The 20,959-nt window shown below is 43.8% G+C and carries 16 protein-coding genes and 3 pseudogenes; 13 read left to right on the forward strand and 6 right to left on the reverse strand.

Annotated elements, in window-relative coordinates:
* The first annotated feature begins 139 nt into the window (after positions 1–139).
* Entirely contained in the window at positions 140–904 is a 765-nt protein-coding gene (locus tag HADU_RS05930; protein ID WP_008304401.1) for a class I SAM-dependent methyltransferase, read from the forward strand.
* 66 nt (positions 905–970) lie between these two features.
* Here the strand turns inward: HADU_RS05930 and HADU_RS05935 are convergent, their stop codons facing one another.
* The gene (locus HADU_RS05935) at positions 971–1,780 is read right to left on the reverse strand and encodes an inner membrane protein YpjD (RefSeq protein WP_008304402.1); all 810 of its coding nucleotides are present in this window, start codon (positions 1,778–1,780) and stop codon (positions 971–973) included.
* Between the two features lie 138 nt (positions 1,781–1,918).
* Here HADU_RS05935 and ffh point away from each other — a divergent pair, with 138 nt between their 5' ends.
* From ffh to HADU_RS05950, 3 genes are all read left to right on the forward strand, one after another.
* On the forward strand, positions 1,919–3,325 hold the full coding sequence (gene ffh, locus HADU_RS05940) for a signal recognition particle protein (RefSeq protein ID WP_004811236.1): 1,407 nt from the start codon (positions 1,919–1,921) through the stop codon (positions 3,323–3,325).
* A gap of 143 nt (positions 3,326–3,468) precedes the next feature.
* Positions 3,469–4,035, forward strand: a complete 567-nt coding sequence (locus tag HADU_RS05945) for an RBBP9/YdeN family alpha/beta hydrolase (RefSeq protein WP_008304404.1) — start codon at positions 3,469–3,471, stop codon at positions 4,033–4,035.
* A 136-nt stretch (positions 4,036–4,171) separates the two neighbouring features.
* Entirely contained in the window at positions 4,172–4,783 is a 612-nt protein-coding gene (locus HADU_RS05950) for an RBBP9/YdeN family alpha/beta hydrolase (RefSeq protein ID WP_005221048.1), read from the forward strand.
* Here HADU_RS05950 and HADU_RS05955 read toward each other — a convergent pair.
* Both HADU_RS05955 and HADU_RS05960 read right to left on the reverse strand, forming a co-directional pair.
* Positions 4,731–5,478, reverse strand: a pseudogene (locus tag HADU_RS05955) (type III pantothenate kinase). The gene HADU_RS05950 and the pseudogene HADU_RS05955 sit on opposite strands and share 53 nt — an antisense overlap.
* 10 nt (positions 5,479–5,488) lie before the next feature.
* Positions 5,489–6,244: a biotin--[acetyl-CoA-carboxylase] ligase gene (locus HADU_RS05960; RefSeq protein ID WP_005221051.1), complete on the reverse strand. Its 756-nt coding sequence runs from the start codon at positions 6,242–6,244 to the stop codon at positions 5,489–5,491.
* Between the two features lie 27 nt (positions 6,245–6,271).
* Between HADU_RS05960 and HADU_RS05965 the strand changes: the two genes are divergently transcribed.
* The 7 genes and pseudogenes from HADU_RS05965 to ftn all read left to right on the forward strand — a co-directional run bounded on the left by HADU_RS05965 (position 6,272) and on the right by ftn (position 16,626).
* Positions 6,272–7,081: a sulfite exporter TauE/SafE family protein gene (locus HADU_RS05965; RefSeq protein ID WP_005221053.1), complete on the forward strand. Its 810-nt coding sequence runs from the start codon at positions 6,272–6,274 to the stop codon at positions 7,079–7,081.
* A 260-nt stretch (positions 7,082–7,341) separates the two neighbouring features.
* Positions 7,342–8,037: a GntR family transcriptional regulator gene (locus HADU_RS05970; RefSeq protein ID WP_005221054.1), complete on the forward strand. Its 696-nt coding sequence runs from the start codon at positions 7,342–7,344 to the stop codon at positions 8,035–8,037.
* 11 nt (positions 8,038–8,048) lie between these two features.
* A complete protein-coding gene (gene smc, locus HADU_RS05975; protein ID WP_005221056.1) occupies positions 8,049–11,501 on the forward strand; it encodes a chromosome segregation protein SMC in 3,453 nt (1,150 codons plus the stop codon).
* Position 11,502: 1 nt separating this feature from the next.
* Positions 11,503–12,489 (forward strand): cell division protein ZipA C-terminal FtsZ-binding domain-containing protein, encoded by a 987-nt coding sequence (locus HADU_RS05980; protein ID WP_005221058.1) that lies wholly within the window; start codon positions 11,503–11,505, stop codon positions 12,487–12,489.
* A 90-nt stretch (positions 12,490–12,579) separates the two neighbouring features.
* Positions 12,580–14,614 (forward strand): annotated as a pseudogene (ligA, locus tag HADU_RS05985) (NAD-dependent DNA ligase LigA).
* Positions 14,615–14,784: 170 nt separating this feature from the next.
* Positions 14,785–15,759 carry a 23S rRNA (adenine(1618)-N(6))-methyltransferase RlmF gene (gene rlmF / locus HADU_RS05990; RefSeq protein ID WP_005221062.1) on the forward strand — a complete coding sequence of 325 codons (975 nt, stop codon included), beginning with the start codon at positions 14,785–14,787 and terminating at the stop codon, positions 15,757–15,759.
* Positions 15,760–16,161: 402 nt separating this feature from the next.
* Entirely contained in the window at positions 16,162–16,626 is a 465-nt protein-coding gene (ftn, locus tag HADU_RS05995) for a heteropolymeric bacterioferritin subunit Ftn (protein WP_004811213.1), read from the forward strand.
* 598 nt (positions 16,627–17,224) lie between these two features.
* Here ftn and rluB read toward each other — a convergent pair.
* The 3 genes and pseudogenes from rluB to HADU_RS06015 form a co-directional block, all read right to left on the reverse strand.
* On the reverse strand, positions 17,225–18,298 hold the full coding sequence (gene rluB / locus HADU_RS06005) for a 23S rRNA pseudouridine(2605) synthase RluB (RefSeq protein ID WP_004811208.1): 1,074 nt from the start codon (positions 18,296–18,298) through the stop codon (positions 17,225–17,227).
* Positions 18,299–18,339: 41 nt separating this feature from the next.
* Positions 18,340–18,929 (reverse strand): annotated as a pseudogene (scpB, locus tag HADU_RS06010) (SMC-Scp complex subunit ScpB).
* On the reverse strand, positions 18,926–19,720 hold the full coding sequence (locus HADU_RS06015; protein ID WP_026056761.1) for a segregation and condensation protein A: 795 nt from the start codon (positions 19,718–19,720) through the stop codon (positions 18,926–18,928). The pseudogene scpB and the gene HADU_RS06015 overlap by 4 nt, the downstream one beginning before the upstream one ends.
* A gap of 449 nt (positions 19,721–20,169) precedes the next feature.
* On the opposite strand from HADU_RS06015, the gene HADU_RS06020 reads away from it, so the two are divergent.
* Positions 20,170–20,733, forward strand: coding sequence for a hypothetical protein (locus HADU_RS06020; RefSeq protein WP_005221069.1), 564 nt, complete (start codon positions 20,170–20,172; stop codon positions 20,731–20,733).
* A gap of 18 nt (positions 20,734–20,751) precedes the next feature.
* Positions 20,752–20,943, forward strand: coding sequence for a hypothetical protein (locus HADU_RS06025; protein WP_005221071.1), 192 nt, complete (start codon positions 20,752–20,754; stop codon positions 20,941–20,943).
* Positions 20,944–20,959 lie beyond the last annotated feature (16 nt).

The raw sequence follows: 20,959 nt of genomic DNA on the forward strand, positions 1-20,959 counted from the left end.
TCATGCTTATAAAGGGAGGGAGCGTGAGAATGGATTTAGTACATATCAACAGATCAGCTGTCTTCAGCACAATAAAATAATAGAGTTTTAAATATTGATGGCTATATTGAAAAGAACAATAAATTTTCAGGATGGCAGTATGGAACAGCCTCATTTCAAGGATTATTTCTCCCAGCAGTCACAGGACTACGCCTTGTTTCGTCCACATTATCCAGACATGTTGGGCAAGATATTGTCAGAGCTGTCACCTGATATACAACTGGCTCTAGACGTTGGTTGTGGCTCAGGGCAGTTTTCAGAGGTCTTGGCAAATTACTTCGATCAGGTGATTGCGATTGATGGCAGTGCTGAACAGCTTGCCCAAGCCAAGCCTCATTCAAAAATACAATATCTTCAAGCTAGAGCAGAAGATATTCCTCTGGCTGACCAGAGTGTTGATCTGATTTCGGTAGCGCAAGCTGCACATTGGCTGGACCTGGACAAGTTTTATGCAGAAGTACAACGTATTGCGAAACCAAATGCCATTCTGGCTTTGATTACTTATGGTGTTTTTAATGTTGATGAGGAGCATTTGAATCATTATTTCAGGCATTTTTATGAAGTGACACTTGCTTCATACTGGCCGCCAGAACGTCCTCATGTAGATGAAGGTTATCAGAATCTGATATTCCCATTTGAAGAAATTTCAATTTCGCCCCCTGTGCTGCAAGTTGAATGGAACTTTTACCAGCTGATTGGTTATATGAGTACATGGTCAGCTGTTAAAGCAGCCACCAAAGCTTTAGGACATAATCCACTCAATATACTGGCAGATACCATGTTATCCGAATGGGAAGATCCGGAATTGCCCAGAGTCATCCGCTGGCCTCTGTCGGTACGGGTAGGCAGAGTAAATCCAGATTAAGTTTTGGCAAATAAAAAGCCCAGTAGTTGGGCTTATGAAAATATTAATTTTAAAAAAATCTTAAACTTACTTATTCAACAACATTTCCAGCACAAACTTGGAACCGATAAAACCTAAAGCCAGCAAACCAAAACCGATTAAAGTAAAACGAACAGCCTTTTGTCCACGCCAGCCAAATTTCCAGTGACCAATCAGTAAAGCGCCATAAACCAGCCAGGAAATAATACTAAATGCTGTTTTATGTGCAAGGTGTTGGGCGAAGAAATCATCAATGGTAAAGAAGCCGAAACCTAAGGCAATAGTCAGTAAGACAAAACCGGTCATCAGCATATCAAACAGCAATGATTCCATATCCTGATACGATGGTAACAGATTGACCCAGACCCGGCGTTTCTGTTTTTTCTTGAGTTCACGGTCCTGAAAACGCAGAATCACCGCCTGAATGGTGGCCATCAGCAGCACTGCATAGGCAGATAATGACAGGATAATATGAATATCAAGACCAAGCGAGTTCTGCACAATGATTTTGGCTTGTGGGGTAAAAGCAAAGCCTAAAATCAGGCCAGTCGCTGCAACCGGAATACCAATCAGATTCAATGGCAGAATAGGGCGATAGGTACTATAAGCCAGACTCAGTAAAAGCATCAGTCCGGAAGTAAACGAAACCAGAACAAAGACATCATAATTTATCCCCATCGGGGTGTGCATGTCACCATAAAGAACCATGCCATGTAACACCAGACCAAGAGCGGCCGTGATACCGACAAACCACTGATTTGGAATACGTTTCGACATTAAATGAACAAACAAATACCAGAAAGATGCGGTATAGGCGACTAATGCCAAAATTGTATAAACCAGAGGGAGGCTAACCATGTCTAACCTTTTTAAGGGTGATGAATATTCATTTATATAAATTCGATGCGAACTACAGTATCCTATAGCATTCTATGCATAAATTTTCTATTTTAAGAAACAATTTTTTGCTCACGGCTATTTTAAGCGGATTTTGCAATGTTTGATACCTTAACAGAACGACTCACGCAGAGTTTAAGAAATGTTACTGGCTCAGGGCAGCTAACCGAAGACAATATTAAAGATACGTTACGTGAAGTACGTATGGCACTTCTTGAAGCCGACGTTGCGTTACCTGTAACTCGTGAATTTATCGCGAAAGTTAAGGAAGAAGCATTGGGCCAGGAAGTGATGACTCAGTTATCTCCAGGCCAGGCCTTCGTCAAGATTGTCTATGACGAATTAACCAAGATGATGGGCGCGGCGAACGAGAGCCTCGACCTGGCAGCAAAACCACCTGTGGTTGTGCTACTTGCTGGTTTGCAGGGCGCGGGTAAAACCACGACTGCTGCAAAACTTGCACGCTTCTTACAAGAACGTCAAAAGAAAAAAGTCGCGATGGTGTCTGCCGATGTATACCGTCCAGCAGCAATCAAGCAGCTACAAACGGTTGCGGGTGAAGTCGGTGCGATTTTCTTTGAATCGAATGCCAATGAACGTCCAATTGATATTGCCAACCGTGCCATCGAACAAGCAAAAATCCAGTTTGCTGATGTCCTGATTGTCGATACCGCAGGCCGTCTGCATGTCGATGATGACATGATGGATGAGATCAAAGAGTTGCACGCTGCGATTAGCCCAACTGAAACCCTATTCGTGGTCGATGCCATGACTGGTCAGGATGCGGCAAATACTGCAAAAGCTTTTAACGATGCTCTACCTTTGACCGGTGTAATCCTGACCAAGACTGATGGTGATGCTCGTGGTGGTGCAGCACTTTCTGTTCGTGCCATTACCGGCAAGCCAATCAAGTTCCTGGGGATGGGTGAAAAGCTGGATGCGCTTGAGCCATTCCATCCGGAACGTGTGGCACAGCGTATTCTTGGCATGGGTGACGTGCTTTCTCTGGTCGAAGAAGTTGAACGCAAAATCGATAAAGAAAAAGCCGAGAAAATGGCGAAAAAACTGCAGAAAGGCGGCAGCTTCAACTTTGAAGATATGCTGATGCAGTTTGAGCAAATGAACAAGATGGGTGGCATGATGGGCTTCCTGGATAAACTTCCAGGGATGAGCAGTGCTGGCCTTCAGGATGCAATTGCTCAAGCCAACCCTGAAAAACAAATCAAGAAAATGGAAGCGATCATCCAGTCTATGACTGTTAAAGAGCGTCGTAACCCTGACTTGATGAACCCAAGCCGTAAGAAGCGTATTGCAGCAGGCTGTGGTATGGATGTTGCTGAAGTGAATAAACTGATCAAGCAGCATGCCCAGATGGCGAAAATGATGAAGAAATTTGCCAATCCATCAGGTATGGCAAAAATGATGAAGTCACTCGGCGGCTTGCAGAAACAGTTTGGCGGCGGTGGTGGCATGGGTCCACTGTTCGGCGGCAACGACAAGAAATAAGTTCTTTGTTTAAAAAAAGGCGCTTCATGCGCCTTTTTTTGCTTTTTAAGATATACAGTTTAATCAAAGCATACATTTACTTACCCAATCCTGTCGTTAGCTGAGGCAGACTCTTTAAAAAATGCAAACACAGGAGTAATAAAATGACGCAAGTGATTGTGGTACACGGCTATACGGCTGGTCCAGATGAAAACTGGTATCCCTGGATTCAGCAAAAAGCTAAGGAAGAACATGTAAGCCTAAAAGTTTTACGACTTGATCCCTCTACCACACCTCGGCTGGAAACCTGGCAAAAGCAGATGCAGGAGCAGATAGAAAGCGTCGATGAGAACAGTATCTTTATCGCTCACAGCTTAGGCACTATTGCGGCTTTGCATTATTTATCTCATAAATTAAAACAGCAGAAAATCAGGCAACTCGTACTCATTGCTGGTTTTAATGGTCGACTCGGACGTCTGGAAGAAGTGAATCCATTTATTGATGCTGCCCAAATTGACTTTGATTTATTGAAACAGCAGATTCAGGAACGAGTGGTCATCTATTCTGAAGGTGATGATCGGGTAGCACCAAAATTTAGTCTGGAACAGGCAGAAAGTCTGGATGCACAAGTGATTAAGGCTCAGCATTTTGGTCATTTTATTGATTCGCAAGGCTGTACTGAACTGCCTGAAGTCTGGCAAAGTATTGAATCAAATCTTATACGCCAATAAGTGTTTCGAGGCTGAAAGATAAAGTTTACAAAATGGATGCCAGTGGTCTGGAAATTTGCTTGAAAGCTTTGTAAAACATGTTAAAACAATGAGCCAGGAGCATCATTATTTTAACAATTAGTATAAGTATACAGCGATGACAAATAAATCAGGGAACGTTTATATCATTCATGACTATCAGTCGACCTCCAATGACCATTGGTATCCGTGGTTAAGTCGACAGGTCAAGAAACTTGGTATTGATGCCAAGCGCATCATGTTAGCCAATCCATTAGAACCGAAAATGCAGGATTGGCAACAAAGTCTGGCGGTACAGATTCCGCAAATGGATGCCGACACCATTCTGGTAGCACACGGGTTGAGCTGCCTGAGTGTGTTGAAATTCGTAGAACAGCACTATCTGACTCACCGTAAAGCTATTCGGGGAGTAGTGATGGTGGCAGGTTTTGATCAGCCGCTGGTGATGTGGTCAGAACTGAATGATCTGGTGCGCAGTGTAAAACTGGATTTCAAAACACTTTCCAAAAGCTATAAATACGGGGTTATGTACATTTCTAACAATGATCCACATGTACCCACTGCCATGTCTTTAAGTCTGGCCCATCGACTTCTCAATACCCAGATTTTTGAAGTCTTGCAGGCCGGACATTTTGAAAAAACTGATGGCTATGCAGATTTCCCACAGCTACTGGAAGTCATCCAGCGGCTGTATGGTCTAAATGAGCTGCAAAATGCTGCAGGCCTTTAAGTAACAGGTCGGGTTCAATCACGGGCTGGAAGGATTGTAAATGCTGTGCAAACAGCGGCGCATCACCACCCGTGAGAATCAGCTGGGCAGGAAAGTCACTCAACACCTTTTCAATGGTGCTGAGTAGCCCGAGCAGAATACCGTGATGTACGGCATCAATGGTATTGCGTCCCGGGCTCAGCTCTTCAAACGCAGCATCTGGAATTTTAATGCCTTTGGTATTCTGAATCAGGGCATCCCGCTGTAGATGTAAGTTTGGCAGGATAAAAACCCCCCAGATGTTTTTGCCCTTGAGCCAAGTCAATGGTGAGAGCGGTACCACAGCTAATGACGCAATAGTTTTGTGTATTCGATGTTGCAACTGCCAACACCTGTAACCAACGGTCAATTCCGAGTTGAGCCGGATCATCATAACCACAGATCAGGCCTGCATATTCAGCATGAACTTTGGCAAAGATCACTGGAATATTCAGGCGTTTTAGAATTTTCAGGATACGGTCATTATTTTGCTTATCTAGCACAGAAGAGATTCCCACCTGATGCAGGCCAGATCCCATAAAGTGTTGAATCAGACCCAGCAGTAAATCCGCCGGAGACTGTAGATGCATTTCAGCCGCATGTTCAATGATACGGTCTTGTTCCGTGATCCAGTATTTAAGACGTGTATTGCCAATATCCAGCCATAATTTTTTCATTGATCTTGCCTTAGCTACCAGTCTTTAAACGTAATTGCCCTTGATAAAAGGTCTGAATACCAGATTCAGTCTCAATCTGCACCGCGCCATCTTCCTGAATGCCTACAAAGATGCCTGCATATTGTCCTTGTAGGTCAGTAAATTCCACCTGTTGTTGAATGAAAGCTGCATGATGGTTAAAGCGTGCTGCCAGATTATGGCTGCCATGATTAAACCATTGACCTGCCTGTTGAATGGCCTGATAGAGTTCAGCAATCAGCTGGTTGCGTGTCACTGTAGCCAGGCCCAGTTCAGAGAGGGAAGTGATCGGCTGATCCAATTGTTCTGCTTCAATCGGGGCCAGGTTAATTCCCACACCGACCACTGCCTGATGGGTAGAGAGCGGCTCTACCAGAATGCCGCCCCATTTGGCATTCTGACTATATAAATCATTTGGCCATTTCACTTGCAGATCAAGCTTTTGCAAGCTAGGCATTTGCAGAATATTGAGTGCAACTTCAAGCGCGAGACGACCATCAATCGGTATCTCTGTATTCAGCAATGTGCTTAAATAGATATTGCCTTCTGGAGAAATCCATTGGCGTTGACGCTGGCCTCGGCCCTGAGTTTGGGCACGACTGCTGACCAATACCTGTCGAATGCCCTTTTGAGCGAGATCCCGGACATCATCATTGGTCGAAGTGGTGACGGGTTTCAGCAACAGGACTTCAGGCAGTTGTCCTGCATCTTTAAGCAGCTGCTGCAGTTCGCGAGTTTCTACATCCATCTGAATTTAAACGTGGTAAATGTCGTTATGGAGTTAATCATATATTTGTTGATTGGTGCAATTGCTGGTTTCACCGCAGGCCTGTTTGGAGTCGGTGGTGGCCTGATTATTGTGCCAATTCTGTACATTGTATTTACCCAGCTCCAGTACGATCCAAGTGTCATCATGCACATGGCAGTAGGAACCTCTTTGGCGACGATTATTGTGACCTCAATCAGTTCGGTCATGGCACATCATCTCAAAGGTGCAGTACTTTGGCCTGTTTTCCGTAATCTGGCACCTGGTTTGGTGATTGGATCGTTTCTCGGTGCAGGCATTGCAGACTATTTACCGGGTCAAGGCCTGCAGCTTCTGATCGGTTTCTTTGCAGTATGGGTAGCTTTACGAATGTTTAGCCGTGCCAATGTCAAGATTGATCCAGCAAGCACACTACCTTCTACGCCAAAACAAATGGCGACTGGGGCTGGAATTGGTATTGCCTCTGCAATCTTTGGAATTGGCGGCGGCAGTCTGACAGTGCCATTTTTAAACCGTTGTGGCGTAGTAATGCAAAAAGCTGTGGCGACTTCAGCTGCATGTGGACTCCCCATAGCGATTGCTGGCGCACTCGGATTTATGTGGTTTGGTAAGCAGTCGGATGTTACGGTACCGAATACCATTGGCTATATTCATATTTATGCCTTTATCGGCATCAGTATTATGAGTTTCTTTACTGCCAAAGTGGGGGCAAAAGTGGCACATCTATTGTCACCGGTCATGTTGAAGAAATGTTTTGCGGCCTTATTAAGCGTTGTCGGTAGCTATTTTATTTATCAGGGTATCAGTGCCTTTCTGTAAGGTAATTTATTTAATACAGATTGCAGAAAAGAGAGTTTAAGTACTCTCTTTTTTTATTTGATCAATATGTTTATGCTGATAAAGAGAATAAAAAACAGCATAAACAACCGCTAAGCTGGTTTATATAGAGGCTGGTTGGCTGCATAGACAGAATATTGTCTGACAATGTCAAAGCATTCCTTTAATAAAATAGGTTAAATAAATGAAAAGTCATTCAGCATGACAAGAACTGCATCAATAAAAATAAAGACAGGATGGCCATGCACGAGGAAAAAGCAAACAGCTTGTCTGAGCAGATCGCCAGGCATATCAGTGAACAGATTATTCGTGGTGAGCTTGTGGAAGGTGAGCGGATCCAGGAACTGAGAGTTGCATCAGAACTTGATGTCAGTCGTGGTTCTGTACGTGAAGCATTATTATTGCTGGAACGCACCCAGCTCATCGAAATCTATCCGCGTCGCGGTGCCATTGTCTCAGAAATGTCTGCACTGCAAGTTCGTGCCCTGTTTGAAATGTGCTGTCTTCTGCTAGGTCAGATCGTGCAGCGTATGGCTGAAACCTGGCGCCCGCATGAGGCAGAGCGTGTTCAGCTATTATTAGAACAACTAGAAGCGGAAACCCGCCAAGGTCACACCGAAAAGTTTTATGATTTGATCTTTCAGGGGCTGGCGCAGCAGCAGGACATGGTTGGCAATCCCTATCTGATGCGTTACTACCATGAGCTACTGCCTTCACTGCGGCGCAGTTACTTTTTAACCCTGAATATTTCCAAGCGCGAGCTACAGGAATCTTTTGATCTGTTTAAGCTGGTAACTGATGCAATTCTGAGCCGAAAATCACATCAGGCCACTTTATTTATGGAAGATTTTTGTCGACACTTGCGCAACCTTGTGTTGGAATCACTAACACGGATGAAACAAATTGAACTTGCGTGGGCGAGACGCTCGCGCCGTTAAATCAGGACATTATGCGTTTAAGCAGTTTAAAACTTTCAGGCTTCAAATCTTTTGCCGATAGTACAACTTTACACTTTAAAGATAACCGGACTGCCGTTGTGGGGCCCAATGGTTGTGGCAAGTCCAACGTCATCGATGCAATTCGCTGGGTAATGGGGGAATCGAGTGCGCGCCAGTTACGAGGCGGCAGCATGCAGGATGTCATTTTTACCGGGACTGCGAAGCGTAAGCCAGTGGGTGTGGCGAGTGTAGAACTACGCTTTGAAAATACCTATGGCAAGCTCGGCGGTGCGTATAATGCCTATAATGAGCTGGCCGTACGCCGTCAGGTCAACCGGGATGGCAAGTCTGAATATTTCCTGAATGGTACCAAATGTCGTCGTCGTGACATCACTGATATTTTCCTGGGTACCGGTCTGGGACCACGTTCCTACGCCATTATCGAACAGGGTATGATTAACCGTCTGGTCGATGCCAAGCCTGAAGAAATGCGGGTTTATATCGAAGAGGCAGCGGGCGTATCGCGCTATCAGGCCCGCCGTCGCGAAACCATGCAGCATCTGGAACATACCACCCAGAATCTGTCTCGCTTAGAAGATATTGCTTCCGAACTCAAGTCTCAACTCAAAACCTTAAAACGCCAGTCCGAAACTGCAATTCAATATAAAGAACTCGAAGGGCAGATCCGTACCCTGAAAGTTGAAATCCTGTCATTCCAGTGCGAGCAAAGCCAACGCTTGCAGGAAGAATATACCGTTGAGATGAACACGCTAGGCGACAGCTTCAAGTTAGTACGTTCTGAACTGACCACGGTTGAGCACGATCTGGGAACGACCAGTGAGCTGTTTCAGCGTCTGATCCAGCAGTCCACCCCATTGCAAAATGAATGGCAACAGGCCGAGAAAAAGCTGGCTGAACTGGAAATAAACCTGAAGCAGAAACAGTCTCTGCTGGAGCAAAACTCAACCAGTCTGGTACAACTAGAACAACAGAAAGCTCAAACCAAAGAACGTTTGCAGTTGATTGAATTACAACTGGATACCCTACAAGAGCAACTAGAAGATCAAACCACACAGTTACAGCAACAGGAAGGTTTAAGTCAGGATCAGCAACAAGGTTTGCAGGAACTGAAATCTCAACAGGCTTCAGTCGCGACCCAATTTGCCCAGATTAAAACTCAAGTCGAACAGCAACAGCAGCGCAAGATGCAGATGCTGGCACAAAGCGAGCAATTAGCTAAAAATATTGTTCGTATCGAGCAGCAAAAAGAAACCTTGCAGCAACAGTCCGCCCAGATTCAGAATCAAGCACAGCAAGATGAGCTGGAACAGTATCAGCAGGAGAAAGCTGATACTGAACAACAGCTGGTTTGCCTAGAAAGCCATCATGCTGAACTGAGCCAGCAGCTGGAACAGGTTAAACAGGCACATAGCGAACAACAGCAACGACAGATGCATTTGAAATCTGAATTGCAAGTATTGAATGCAGAAAAGAAAAACCTTTCCCAACTTCTGACGAAAGCTAATCCGGCAGCTAAAGCGGATGCCGTGCAACTGATGCATGTGCTAAAACTGAATGAGCAGGGCAAAGCCCATGCCAGCCTGATCGAGAAATTTCTGGCAAAATGGCTGTCTGCTCAGGTACTTTCAGATTCAGATCATTTTCTGGAAAATACAGCACGTCAACTGAAAGCACAGCAATCGCCTGCTAAAATCCAGCTAGTAAATGTTCAATCGCTGGCGGACTGGATTGAAGAGCCACACTATTCTTTATGGCAGCAGGTCGCCGTAGTGGAAACCCTGCAGCAAGCGCTACAACTACAAGACCAATTGCAGTTGGGTCAATCCATCCTTAGTTTAGATGCTTATCATGTCGGTCCAGACTGGGTGATTGGACTAGAGTTTGATGAAGCCAGCCAGGCAGGTCAAGGCGCACTGAGCCACCGGATTCGTCTGGATGAAATTGGAGTACAACTAGCTAAGCTGGAAGAGCAATCCCGCCAAGCTGAACAGCATCTGGCTGAATCAAAAGAACAGCTGACAGCGCTGCAAATTCAGCTACAGCAAATCACCAGTCAACAGCAACAGGCACAGAAGCAGCTGCAACAGCTGGACTTAAATATTGCCAAAGTACAAAGCACTGCTCAGGCTTTTGCAGTCCAAAAGCAACAATTACAAAACCAGCTCCAGCAGCTAGATGAACAGCTGGAAGAAGATGCAATGCAAAAAGATGATCTGGAAATTGATCTGCATGCATTAAATCTAAAACTGGAACAGGCTTTACCGAATTATAAGACCTTGCAATTCCAGCTGGATGAACTGACTACACAACTGGAAGATTGCCAGCAGCAAACCCACAATGCTCAGCAGGAACTGGAAATTACCCGTCGTCAATCGGTTCAGTCCAAACAGCAAGTCGAATTGCTACAAAAAGACCGAGTATTCCTGAAAGAGCAGTATCAACAAATTCTCCAACAGATTGAACAGGCCAAGAAATTTATTGATCCGGTACAGTTAGAACTGCCGCATCTGGAAAGCCAGTTTAACCAGCAGGTGGAATTGACAGCAAAACTGCAAAAAACCTGGTTGGAATGGCAGGTCGAGCTGAATCAGGTACAAAATAAACAACAGCAGCTCACTGAACAGCGCCATCAGTTCCAGCAGCAGGATGAAATACTGCGGAATACACTGGAACAGAAACGCCTGGCTTGGCAGGCAGCTAAATCTGATCTGCAACACTATTCTGAGCAGTTAAAAGAATTGAATAGTGAAGTCATTACTGGTCTGAATATCGAAGTTAAAGTACATCAGGCCAAGCTGGAAAAAGCCCAATCGCAGTTCGACAAGCTCGGAGCGGTGAATCTTGCAGCATCTGAAGAATATGAAGAGGTCTCAAAACGCTATAATGAGCTGAGCCATCAGATTCAGGATCTGGAAAATACCGTCGAGCAGCTGCAGGCGGCCATGAAGAGCATCGATCAGGAAACGCGCAAGCTGTTTATGCATACTTTTGATCAGGTCAATGCTGAATTGCAAAACCTGTTCCCGAAAGTATTTAATGGCGGCGAAGCGAGCTTAAGTCTTGAAGACGGATGGCAATCAGGTGTAAAACTGATGGCACGACCACCGGGTAAGCGTAACAGTTCATTGGCTTTATTGTCTGGTGGCGAAAAAGCATTAACAGCATTGGCTCTGGTGTTTGCGATTTTTCGTCTCAATCCGGCGCCATTCTGTGTGCTCGATGAAGTCGATGCACCATTGGACGATGCGAACGTGGGGCGTTTTTGTAATTTAGTCAAAGAGCTTTCAGAACAAGTGCAATTTATTTACATCACACATAATAAGCTTGCAATGATGATGGCAACAGACCTCTTGGGTGTGACCATGCCTGAACCGGGCACCTCAAAACTGGTTACAGTGAATTTGGAACAGGCAAAAGAATACGGCTTAGCTGCGGAGGCATAAAATGGAAATCACTACTATTCTCGGGATTGTTGTAGCAGTCGTGATTATGCTCTTGGGCATTCGAATGATCATGAAAAAACCTGCTGATGCAGCACCATCATTGGATTCGGAATTACATATTGATCCGGACAGTCAGACACCGGTTATTCCGCGTCATGTGCGTGCCCAGCTGTCAGCACAGGAGGCAGAGGCGCAACGTGTTGAACCGAGCCTGAATGCAGAAACTGTTGAAAGCACAGCACCGGCTACGGAACCAAAAGAAGCAGCAAAAGTAGAGCCGACATTGACGGAAACAGCCAAGCCTGTAGCACAATCTGCAAGCCCGCTGGATACGCCAATCGTTCAAGAGACTGAAGCAGAAGTCGCAAAAGCTGAAGTAAAAGAATCATCTGCTGAAGAAGTTAAGGCTGAAAATGCTGTTACAGAGGAAGTCAAACCTGCTGAATTTAGCCTGAACAGTAATATTGAAAAAGCTGAAATTTCAGACTTTGAAGATGAAAGCAGTATTCTCGACGCGCATCTGCATGAACAGAAAGTCGTGGATGATGAGTGCGCATTGGCAAATGCAGAAATGATTATTTCGCTGAGTGTCATTCCACAAGGCCGTGTATTGTCTGGTGAAAAAACGCTAAAAGTTCTGCTGAAATATGGCCTACGCTATGGTGAGCTGGCTTGTTTCCATCGCTACAGCGAAGATGGTTCTAAACTGCTATTCTCGGTATTGCAGATCACCGATACCGGTATGGAAGGTTTTGATCTGGAAACTTTGTCAACTGAAGAAGTAAAAGGTCTGGCATTCTTCCTGGCACTGCCACACAGCGATGTACAAAATGCTTTTGATACCATGGACAGTATTTCACGTCTGATTGCCCGTGAAGTAGACGGTATTGTCTATGATCAAAACCAGCAGGAGTTTACACCACAGCTGCGTGAATTCTGGCGTCATCAGGCGATTGATTATCGTGCTGGGCAGACTGCAGAAGTTTAAGCTTCTTGAAACTAGATATTAAGATTTTTTAATAGCCAAAACTGAAGAATATACAGGGCGGGCTTTTCCGCCCTTTTTTATGGTGAAATTATGACCCAAGATGCCACTGTCATTGCGCAAATGCGTCAATTGATTCAACTGATTGCCAAACATAATCATGCTTATTATGTGATGGATCAACCTACGATTGAAGACAGTGAATATGATCAGCTCTTTCACCAGCTCAAAGCTTTAGAAGAACAATATCCACATTTACAGCAGCCGGACACACCGACAGTCAAAGTAGGTGGACAAGCCCTTTCTAAATTCGTGACCGTAACGCATGCGGTGCCAATGCTGTCTTTAGGTAACGTATTTAACAAAGAAGAACTATTTGCTTTTGCCCGCCGTATTGAAGAGCGTTTACCCAATCAAAAGATCGAATACGATGTTGAACTGAAATTTGACGGTCTGGCGATTTCACTCTGGTATGAACATGGCGTACTGGTTCGTGGTGTCACCCGGGGTGATGGGGAAACTGGCGAAGATATTACCCAGAATGTCAAAACTATCCGTAACCTGCCAAAAATTTTATGCGAAGGGAATTGTAAACCTCCAGAACTACTAGAAGTACGTGGTGAAGTTTTAATGCCGAAAGCAGGTTTTAAAAATTAAATAAACATTTAAAAAGCATGGTGAAAAAGAATTTGCAAATCCACGTAATGCTGCTGCAGGTAGTTTAAGACAATTAGATTGTCAAATAACAAAAACACGTCCCTTAGCTTTTTATGCTTATGGAATTGCTCAGTGTCAACCTGGAAATAATATAGAAACGATTGCAGAAAATTTAGATTGGTTAGAGCAATTTGGATTTGAAAATTATAACCATTGGGTAGTAAACAGTATTGAGGAAGTACAAGCTAAATATGAACAACTAATTATCGAGAGACCTAATTTAAGTGTTGAAATTGATGGAATGGTTGTAAAAGTAAATAGCTTAGAGCAACAAAAAAAATTAGGATTTATTAGTAGAGCACCACGCTGGGCGACAGCTTATAAATTCCCTGCAGTGGCTGCATTGACCACCGTCGAAAATATTGACTGGCAAGTGGGCCGTACCGGGACTCTAACGCCTGTGGCACGATTGAATCCGGTTGCTGTGGGCGGCGTGACGGTTTCCAATGTGACCCTGCATAATATTGGTGAAATTCACCGTCTGGATGTAAGAATCGGGGATACCGTCAGTGTCTATCGTAGTGGTGACGTAATTCCTAAGGTTGAAAAAGTCTGGCCAGAATTTCGTCCTGCCGATGCGGTAGAAGTGTATTTACCTGAGAACTGTCCGGTCTGTGATTCTCCTGTGGTGATGCCGGAGGGTGAGGCATTGGCACGCTGTTCAGGTGAGCTGTATTGTGCGGCGCAGCGCATCGAGACCATTCGCCACTTTGTTTCACGTAAGGCCATGGATATCGAAGGTCTGGGCGATCGCTGGGTGGAGTCACTGTTACATCTCAATCTTTTAAAAGATGTCTCGGATATTTATCACTTGCATGAGCATCGTGAGCAATTGCTGCAAATCGAAAAAATGGGTGAAAAATCCGTGCAGAATCTCATTGATTCGATTGAAAACAGTAAGAAAACTACATTGGCAGCGTTTATTTATGCACTCGGTATTCGCGGTGTAGGTGAAACCACAGCACGTATGCTGGCCAACACTTTCCAGACTCTCGACGCTTTGCGTAGTGCTGATGTAGACGCTTTAAAGAAAACACCGGATGTGGGTGATATTACCGCAGAATGGATTGTTGATTTCTTCCAGGCACCGCATAACTTGGAAGTATTGGATCGCTTGTTGGCTGCCGGTATTCATTGGGATGCGCCAATTGCACCAACGCGCCAACCACTGAATGGTGAAAGCTGGGTAGTGACTGGAACTTTAAGCTCTATGGGGCGTGATGAAGCAACTCAATTGCTGCAAGCCTTAGGCGCACGTGTGAGTGGCAGTGTGTCGAGTAAAACCAAATGTGTGGTTGCAGGTGAGAAAGCTGGTTCGAAGCTGGATAAGGCAGAAAAGCTTGGCGTGCCAGTATTAAATGAAGAACAGTTTATTGCCTTAATGAAAGAGCATGGTCAACTTTCTGCTTAATCGATCTTAAGTATGAATTAAAAAAGACATCCGAGGATGTCTTTTTTAATGGCTTGATTGGGTTGGGCTCGTCACGATGAGCTGAATTCACGTACAATATCGATCTATTGACAGGTATAGAGCCTGTCTCATCAGATGATTCTGTTCTCCCGTTGATGATTGGCATACACATGGCGCAAGCAAAGAAAACTTTTCCGCAACAAAAATCGGAATTACATGTACGAAATCTGCATCGCAGTCGTTACGATTTCCCTCAGTTAATAAAGACTTGTCCGGAACTTGCACCTTTTGTCCGCCTAAATCCATATAACGATCTTTCTATAGACTTTTCTGATCCCCAAGCTGTGAAAATGCTCAATAAAGCATTGCTGAAACATTTTTATGGCATTCAATATTGGGATATTCCTCAAGATTTTCTTTGTCCGCCTATTCCGGGTAGAGCCGACTATATCCACTATTTGGCTGACTTGTTGAGTGCCAATCATCAAGGTCAGATTCCAACAGGACCTGCAGTTCAAGTCTTAGATATTGGGGTTGGTGCGAACTGTATTTATCCAATCATTGGTCATCGTAGCTATGGTTGGAAATTTGTCGGCTCAGACATTCATTCTGCATCCGTTAAAAGTGCTCAATTTATTGTCGAGGCGAATCCAAATCTACGTAAAGGGATTCAGATTCGATTGCAGAAGAACTCAAGCAATATTTTCAACGGTGTGATTAAACCCACAGATCGTTTTGATTTGACGATGTGTAACCCGCCATTTCATGCCTCGCAAGATGAAGCAAATGCCACAACAACACAAAAATTAAGAAAACTCGGCAAGCCGGTTGATCGGACAAAGGTGGTGTTAAACTTTGGTGGTCAAAAAAATGAACTCTGGTGTGACGGTGGTGAAGAACGCTTTGTCTGCCAAATGGTACAAGAGAGCATACAGTTTGCTGAGCAATGCCTTTGGTTTAGCACACTCGTTTCTAAGAAAACCACATTGCCTGTGCTTTTAAATGCGTTGCGTAAGAGCGGAGCAGTAGATGTGAAAACCATTAAAATGACGCAGGGGCAAAAAGAAAGTCGTTTTGTCGCTTGGACTTTTTTAGATTCAAAGCAACAACATGCATGGAGAAATGCACGTTGGACTTCAGCTTAAGCTTATTTTTGCCGAGGATGAGTGAGCTTGTCGGCACATGACGAAGATTTGGCTTGTTTATAGCAATGAACAAGCTCAATTTTTGCTTATATGATAACTTGATGCCGATGCACTCAGCGTTTCTGATTTGATACGCATACAGTTCAATGAATATATGCCACAATGATTTTGAATCTAGTTACAAAAAACCAATACATTATAAAAGTACTTTGATCTTGTTCATCTAAGCTGATTACTGAGTGCAAGATATTGTTTTATAAATGGGAATTTATTCAACTAGAACTGTAAATGCAAGTACTTCTCATTTTAATTATTTAAAAATCATATATTTACGGAAATTTTATTTTGCAAATCCAGATGATTTTCTCCATAATAAGTCCATAAAGGTAGGGAGTTATAAAAATGCGTGGTAATCCAGAAGTCGTAGATTATTTGAATATGTTGATCGGTGGCGAACTGGCTGCTCGCGACCAATACCTGATCCACTCTCGTATGTACGAAGATTGGGGCCTGACCAAAATCTTTGAACGTATTGATCATGAAATGCAGGAAGAAGCACAGCATGCGGACGCAATTATTCGCCGTGTTCTGTTCCTGGAAGGTACACCGAACATGACCCGTGATGATGTAGAAATCGGTGAAGATGTGGTGAGCTGTCTGAAAGCCGACCTGAAACTGGAATATGAAGTTCGTCAAAAACTGGCAACAGGCGTGAAACTGTGTGAAGAGAAGGGTGACTACGTGACGCGTGATATGTTACGTCAGCAAATGTCAGATACAGAAGAAGATCATACTTACTGGCTTGAAAAGCAATTACGTTTAATTGAGCTGATTGGTCTGCAAAATTATATTCAGTCCCAGATGTAAGATTTGCAAAATCCCGCCATTTGAGCGGGATTTTTTTAACATCGAATTTTCAAGGATTTTAATACCATTTGGATGGTTTGTTGATCCTCAGCTGAAAACTGACTCATGTTAATATCAAATTCTTCCTGACCAGTTTTAAGTTTAAATAGATGAATGTCGGGGCTGTGTGGAGGAATTAAAATGCACTGAATTTCAGTGCTGGCATTCAGTGGAAAGATTTGACCGATTTTCATATGACCCAAAGACCAATAAATTTGATCTGCGTCTATCTCCAGTTTCTTGAACTTGCTGATTCCATAAAGTACCAAATAGGCCATCATTATGGTCAAGGTGATAATACTGATGTAGTGATCAGTATATTGAGCAGGTTGATAAAAAACAGCCGAGAACCACTGACTTAGTATTGCAAGCTTAAAGTTCCAGTCCTGATCAGTGATTCGCAGATAATAGCTGAATTGAAAAAGTAGATAACTTATCAAGATATAAGTTAAGCATAGAAAGGGATGCAATGAGCTTTGACAGTAGAAGGATCTTTTCATATTGTTATTTTTAGAGCTAAAAAACCAGGCAGTTGCCTGGTTTTTATCTTAACAAAGGCTTAGAACTTGTTAAAGCCTTTGTTTACGCCATAAGGACGACGTGGTGTGTTTTCATCACGTTCTTCACGTCGGCCAAAACCTGATTCGGGACGATTGTCACGGCGTACAAACTGAGTACCATTCTGGTTTTCACGACGACCAAACTGTGAGCCGGCTTGATTATTATCACGACGGCCAAAACCACCTTCACGACGTTCACGGCCAGTATTCGCTGCCGGTTCATCACTGTCACGGCGTTGCTGACGCAGGAAACCACCACGGCGTGCTGCCATAGGTTTTTCCTGCATACGCTCAGAACGGCGTTTTGCCATGCCGTACAAACCAGTACCTTGACGTGGTTTAAGCTCAACAGCTTTTGCCAGGTTATCGATGTCCTGTTTATCCAGTTCAATCCAGCGACCAGTACGCAGTTCGCGTGGCAGAATTACTGTGCCATAACGGGTACGTAACAGACGGCTGACTTTCAGACCTTGAGATTCAAAGATACGACGTACTTCACGGTTACGTCCTTCTTTCACCACCACCTGATACCAGCGGTTGATACCGTCACCGCCCAGTTCAGAGAATGATTCGAATTTTGCCGGGCCATCATCGAGTACGACGCCTTTGAGCATGTTATTTTTCAGCTCAGGCGTTACCTCACCCATGACACGAACTGCATATTCACGTTCGATTTCATTGGAAGGGTGCATCAGACGATTCGCCAGTTCACCGTCATTTGTGAAAAGTAACAGGCCAGTTGAGTTAATATCCAGACGACCAACCATCACCCAACGATCACCTTGGATCGCAGGCAGGTTATCAAATACAGTCGGACGTTGTTCAGGATCGTTACGTGAACAGATTTCGCCTTCAGGCTTATAGTAAATCAGTACGCGACGACGGATTTCGTCCTCAATCTGGAATTGTACCTTACGACCATCGATGCGAAGCTCATCACCTGGTTCGATACGCTCACCCACTTGGGCAACTTGCCCATTCACACTTACACGACCAGCGGCAATGACTTCTTCCATATAACGGCGAGAACCCAAACCAACACGTGCAAGCACCTTTTGCAATTTTTCACTCATGACAGCATAACCTTAGAAATAATTATCAACAGTTCACCTATTTATGACTTCGGTGCATTTGCATCGAGGGTCATAAAAGCTTCCTTGGCATCCTGCAGGGGAGGCAATTGGCCTAAACTGGTTAAGCCAAACGCATTTAAAAATTGTGGCGTTGTCACTAACAACGCAGGTCTTCCAGGGAGTTCACGAAAACCAGATTCTTTAATCCAGTTCCAGTCAAACAGCGAACGCAAAATCTGACTGTTATTTGTGACACCACGAATTTGTTCTATATCTGCCCGGGTCACCGGCTGGTGATAGGCAATTACGGCCAAAGTTTCAAGTAATGAAGGAGACAAGCGCGCTGGTCGCTCGGGCCATGTCTGAGCAATAATATTACGATACTTCGCACGTACTTGAAAACGGAACCTTGAGCAGTTTCAATCAGTTCAATTGAGCGGCCATGCATCAGCATAGACAATTGCTGTAGGTACTGACGTAATTCCTGCTTGCTATATCGATCCTGAAAAGCTTCTTTTAGACGTGCCAGAGACACCGCTGAATCACTCGCAAAGATAATCGCTTCCAGCTGCATTAGAACATCATGCAGACTATCTTCCGCTGTAAGGATTGAGCTATGGTCAATGGTCATAAAGGTGCTCCCTGAATTGCGAGCGGGGCTTCAACGCCTGTAGCAATAATCTGAATTTTTTGTTGACGTGTCAGTTCCAGAACCGCCATGAAGGTGACGACCATGCCCATCCGGCCCTGGTTTGGTTTGAGTAAATCTGCAAAAGAAAGCACTTCACCAGTTTCCAGGCAGCTTTCAATGTAGGCAATGCGTTCTTCAAGTAGCACCGGTTCCTGTTGCACCTGATGAATCACCGGCTCAGGACGGTTAAAGATACACAGCAGGGCATCACGCAGCAGATTGACGTTATGACCTTCATTCGGTTGAATGAACTCGCCCAGACTGACATTGGTCTCAAACGTATCACGTTCAAGCACACTCATTTTGTTCAGACGTTCTGCGGCCTGTTTAATGCGTAAATAATTTTCCAGACGATCGATCAATTCCTGTTTCGGATCTTGTTCCGTCGCAGAAATACTTTTGGGTTTTGGAAGAAGTAAGCGGGATTTGAGGTCCGCTAATAATGCCGCCATTACCATATAGTCTGCGGTCAGCTCAATATTGAGTGACTTCATCGCATCCATATAGGACAAGTATTGGGCAGCAATCGGCGCAATGTCGACTTGCAGCAAGTCAAAGCCATTTTTTTGGATCAGATAAATTAAAAAGTCGAGCGGGCCTTCGAAATGCTCTAATAGGATTTCAAACGCTGAAGGAGGAATGTAAAGATCCTCAGGAATCGTCTCCTGCCATTCATCCAGTACACGGATGTGTGGAGTAGGTTCCATCATATTATGGATGCTTTGATTCATATACAGTTGTTGGCCACGCGAATTTTCAAAGGCATGAAGGCTGATTCTTCGATCTCACATCGAAAGAAAAAGCATGTAAAAAGTTGATCTTAGTGTACTCGAAAAATACCTCTAAATAAATTGGATATGGAGTTAGATACAAAAAAACAGTAGCTTTTACGGCTATTTTTCGGTTTTTGATCATATCAAATACAGGGATGCCTTTCTGAATTAAGGGTTCATAGAAATGAAGTTAAGCTCCAGTTGGGTTTGCAACCCCTAAGATCGATCATGAGCAATGACAAATATTGAGAATTAGATCAGGAAAAATCCTTCTTTAGCAGCAATTAAAAAGTAAAAGTTTAAAAAATAAACCTTAAAAACAGATATCTATCATTCAAAAAGTATTCTAATATCTCAGAAAAATATACTGATGAATAAAACAACTAAAAACAGGACGGGTGATCAATATGGCTATTATGCTGGTACTTATTGCCGTGATTGGCTTGGGGGTATTCTGGGGTTATCCAAAATACGAAATGATGCAACTTGAAGACCAAGCACGTCAGCAGCTTCAATCAGGTAAATTTGCCGAGTTAGAAGCGAAGTATCAACCCATACTTCAAAGAGAAAAGGTAGAGCTTACGATTCTGGATCAGTATCCAAATATTCGCTTTTATACACGCTGGCTTGAAAATGAAAATAAAAAACTTTCTGTAAAGAGTGAACAGAATGTCAAAAACATAGCCTGTGATTCTGTAGAGGCTTTTCAAAACTTTGATTACAAGTCTCGAACTGCAGTCTTAAATGTGATTGAAGAAGATCAAATTGTTTTTCATATGAATGTCAAAAATAAATTTGGTATGGACATGATGCAACATCAGCAAAAGCTGTCGGATTGTCCAAGTTTTTTGCAAATGAGAGCATTAAAAGCTGGGGAAGAATATGTCCCACCACCTCAAAAAAATGCCCCAGTAGACATGGTTGCACCTGCTGCATCGGTTTCGGAAGAAGCTGCGCAACCTTTAAGCTAAAATCCTACGGATAAAAATATGAATATAAAATTTGTTGTTGTTGGCCTTTTAGTGATTGCCGGACTATTTTTCGGAACTGAAAAATATTGGGAGCATAAGTTTCAACAGCAGGCACGAGATAATCTAAAACAGGTACACATGGATGCACAGACTCAACAGCGACTGGAAAATAGTGGTCTGCCCATCTCTGGAGATATACTAAATCAGTAGCCAAATATTATTACTT

The organism is Acinetobacter sp. HA (genome assembly GCF_000264725.1).
GTDB classification, from domain to species: domain Bacteria; phylum Pseudomonadota; class Gammaproteobacteria; order Pseudomonadales; family Moraxellaceae; genus Acinetobacter; species Acinetobacter schindleri.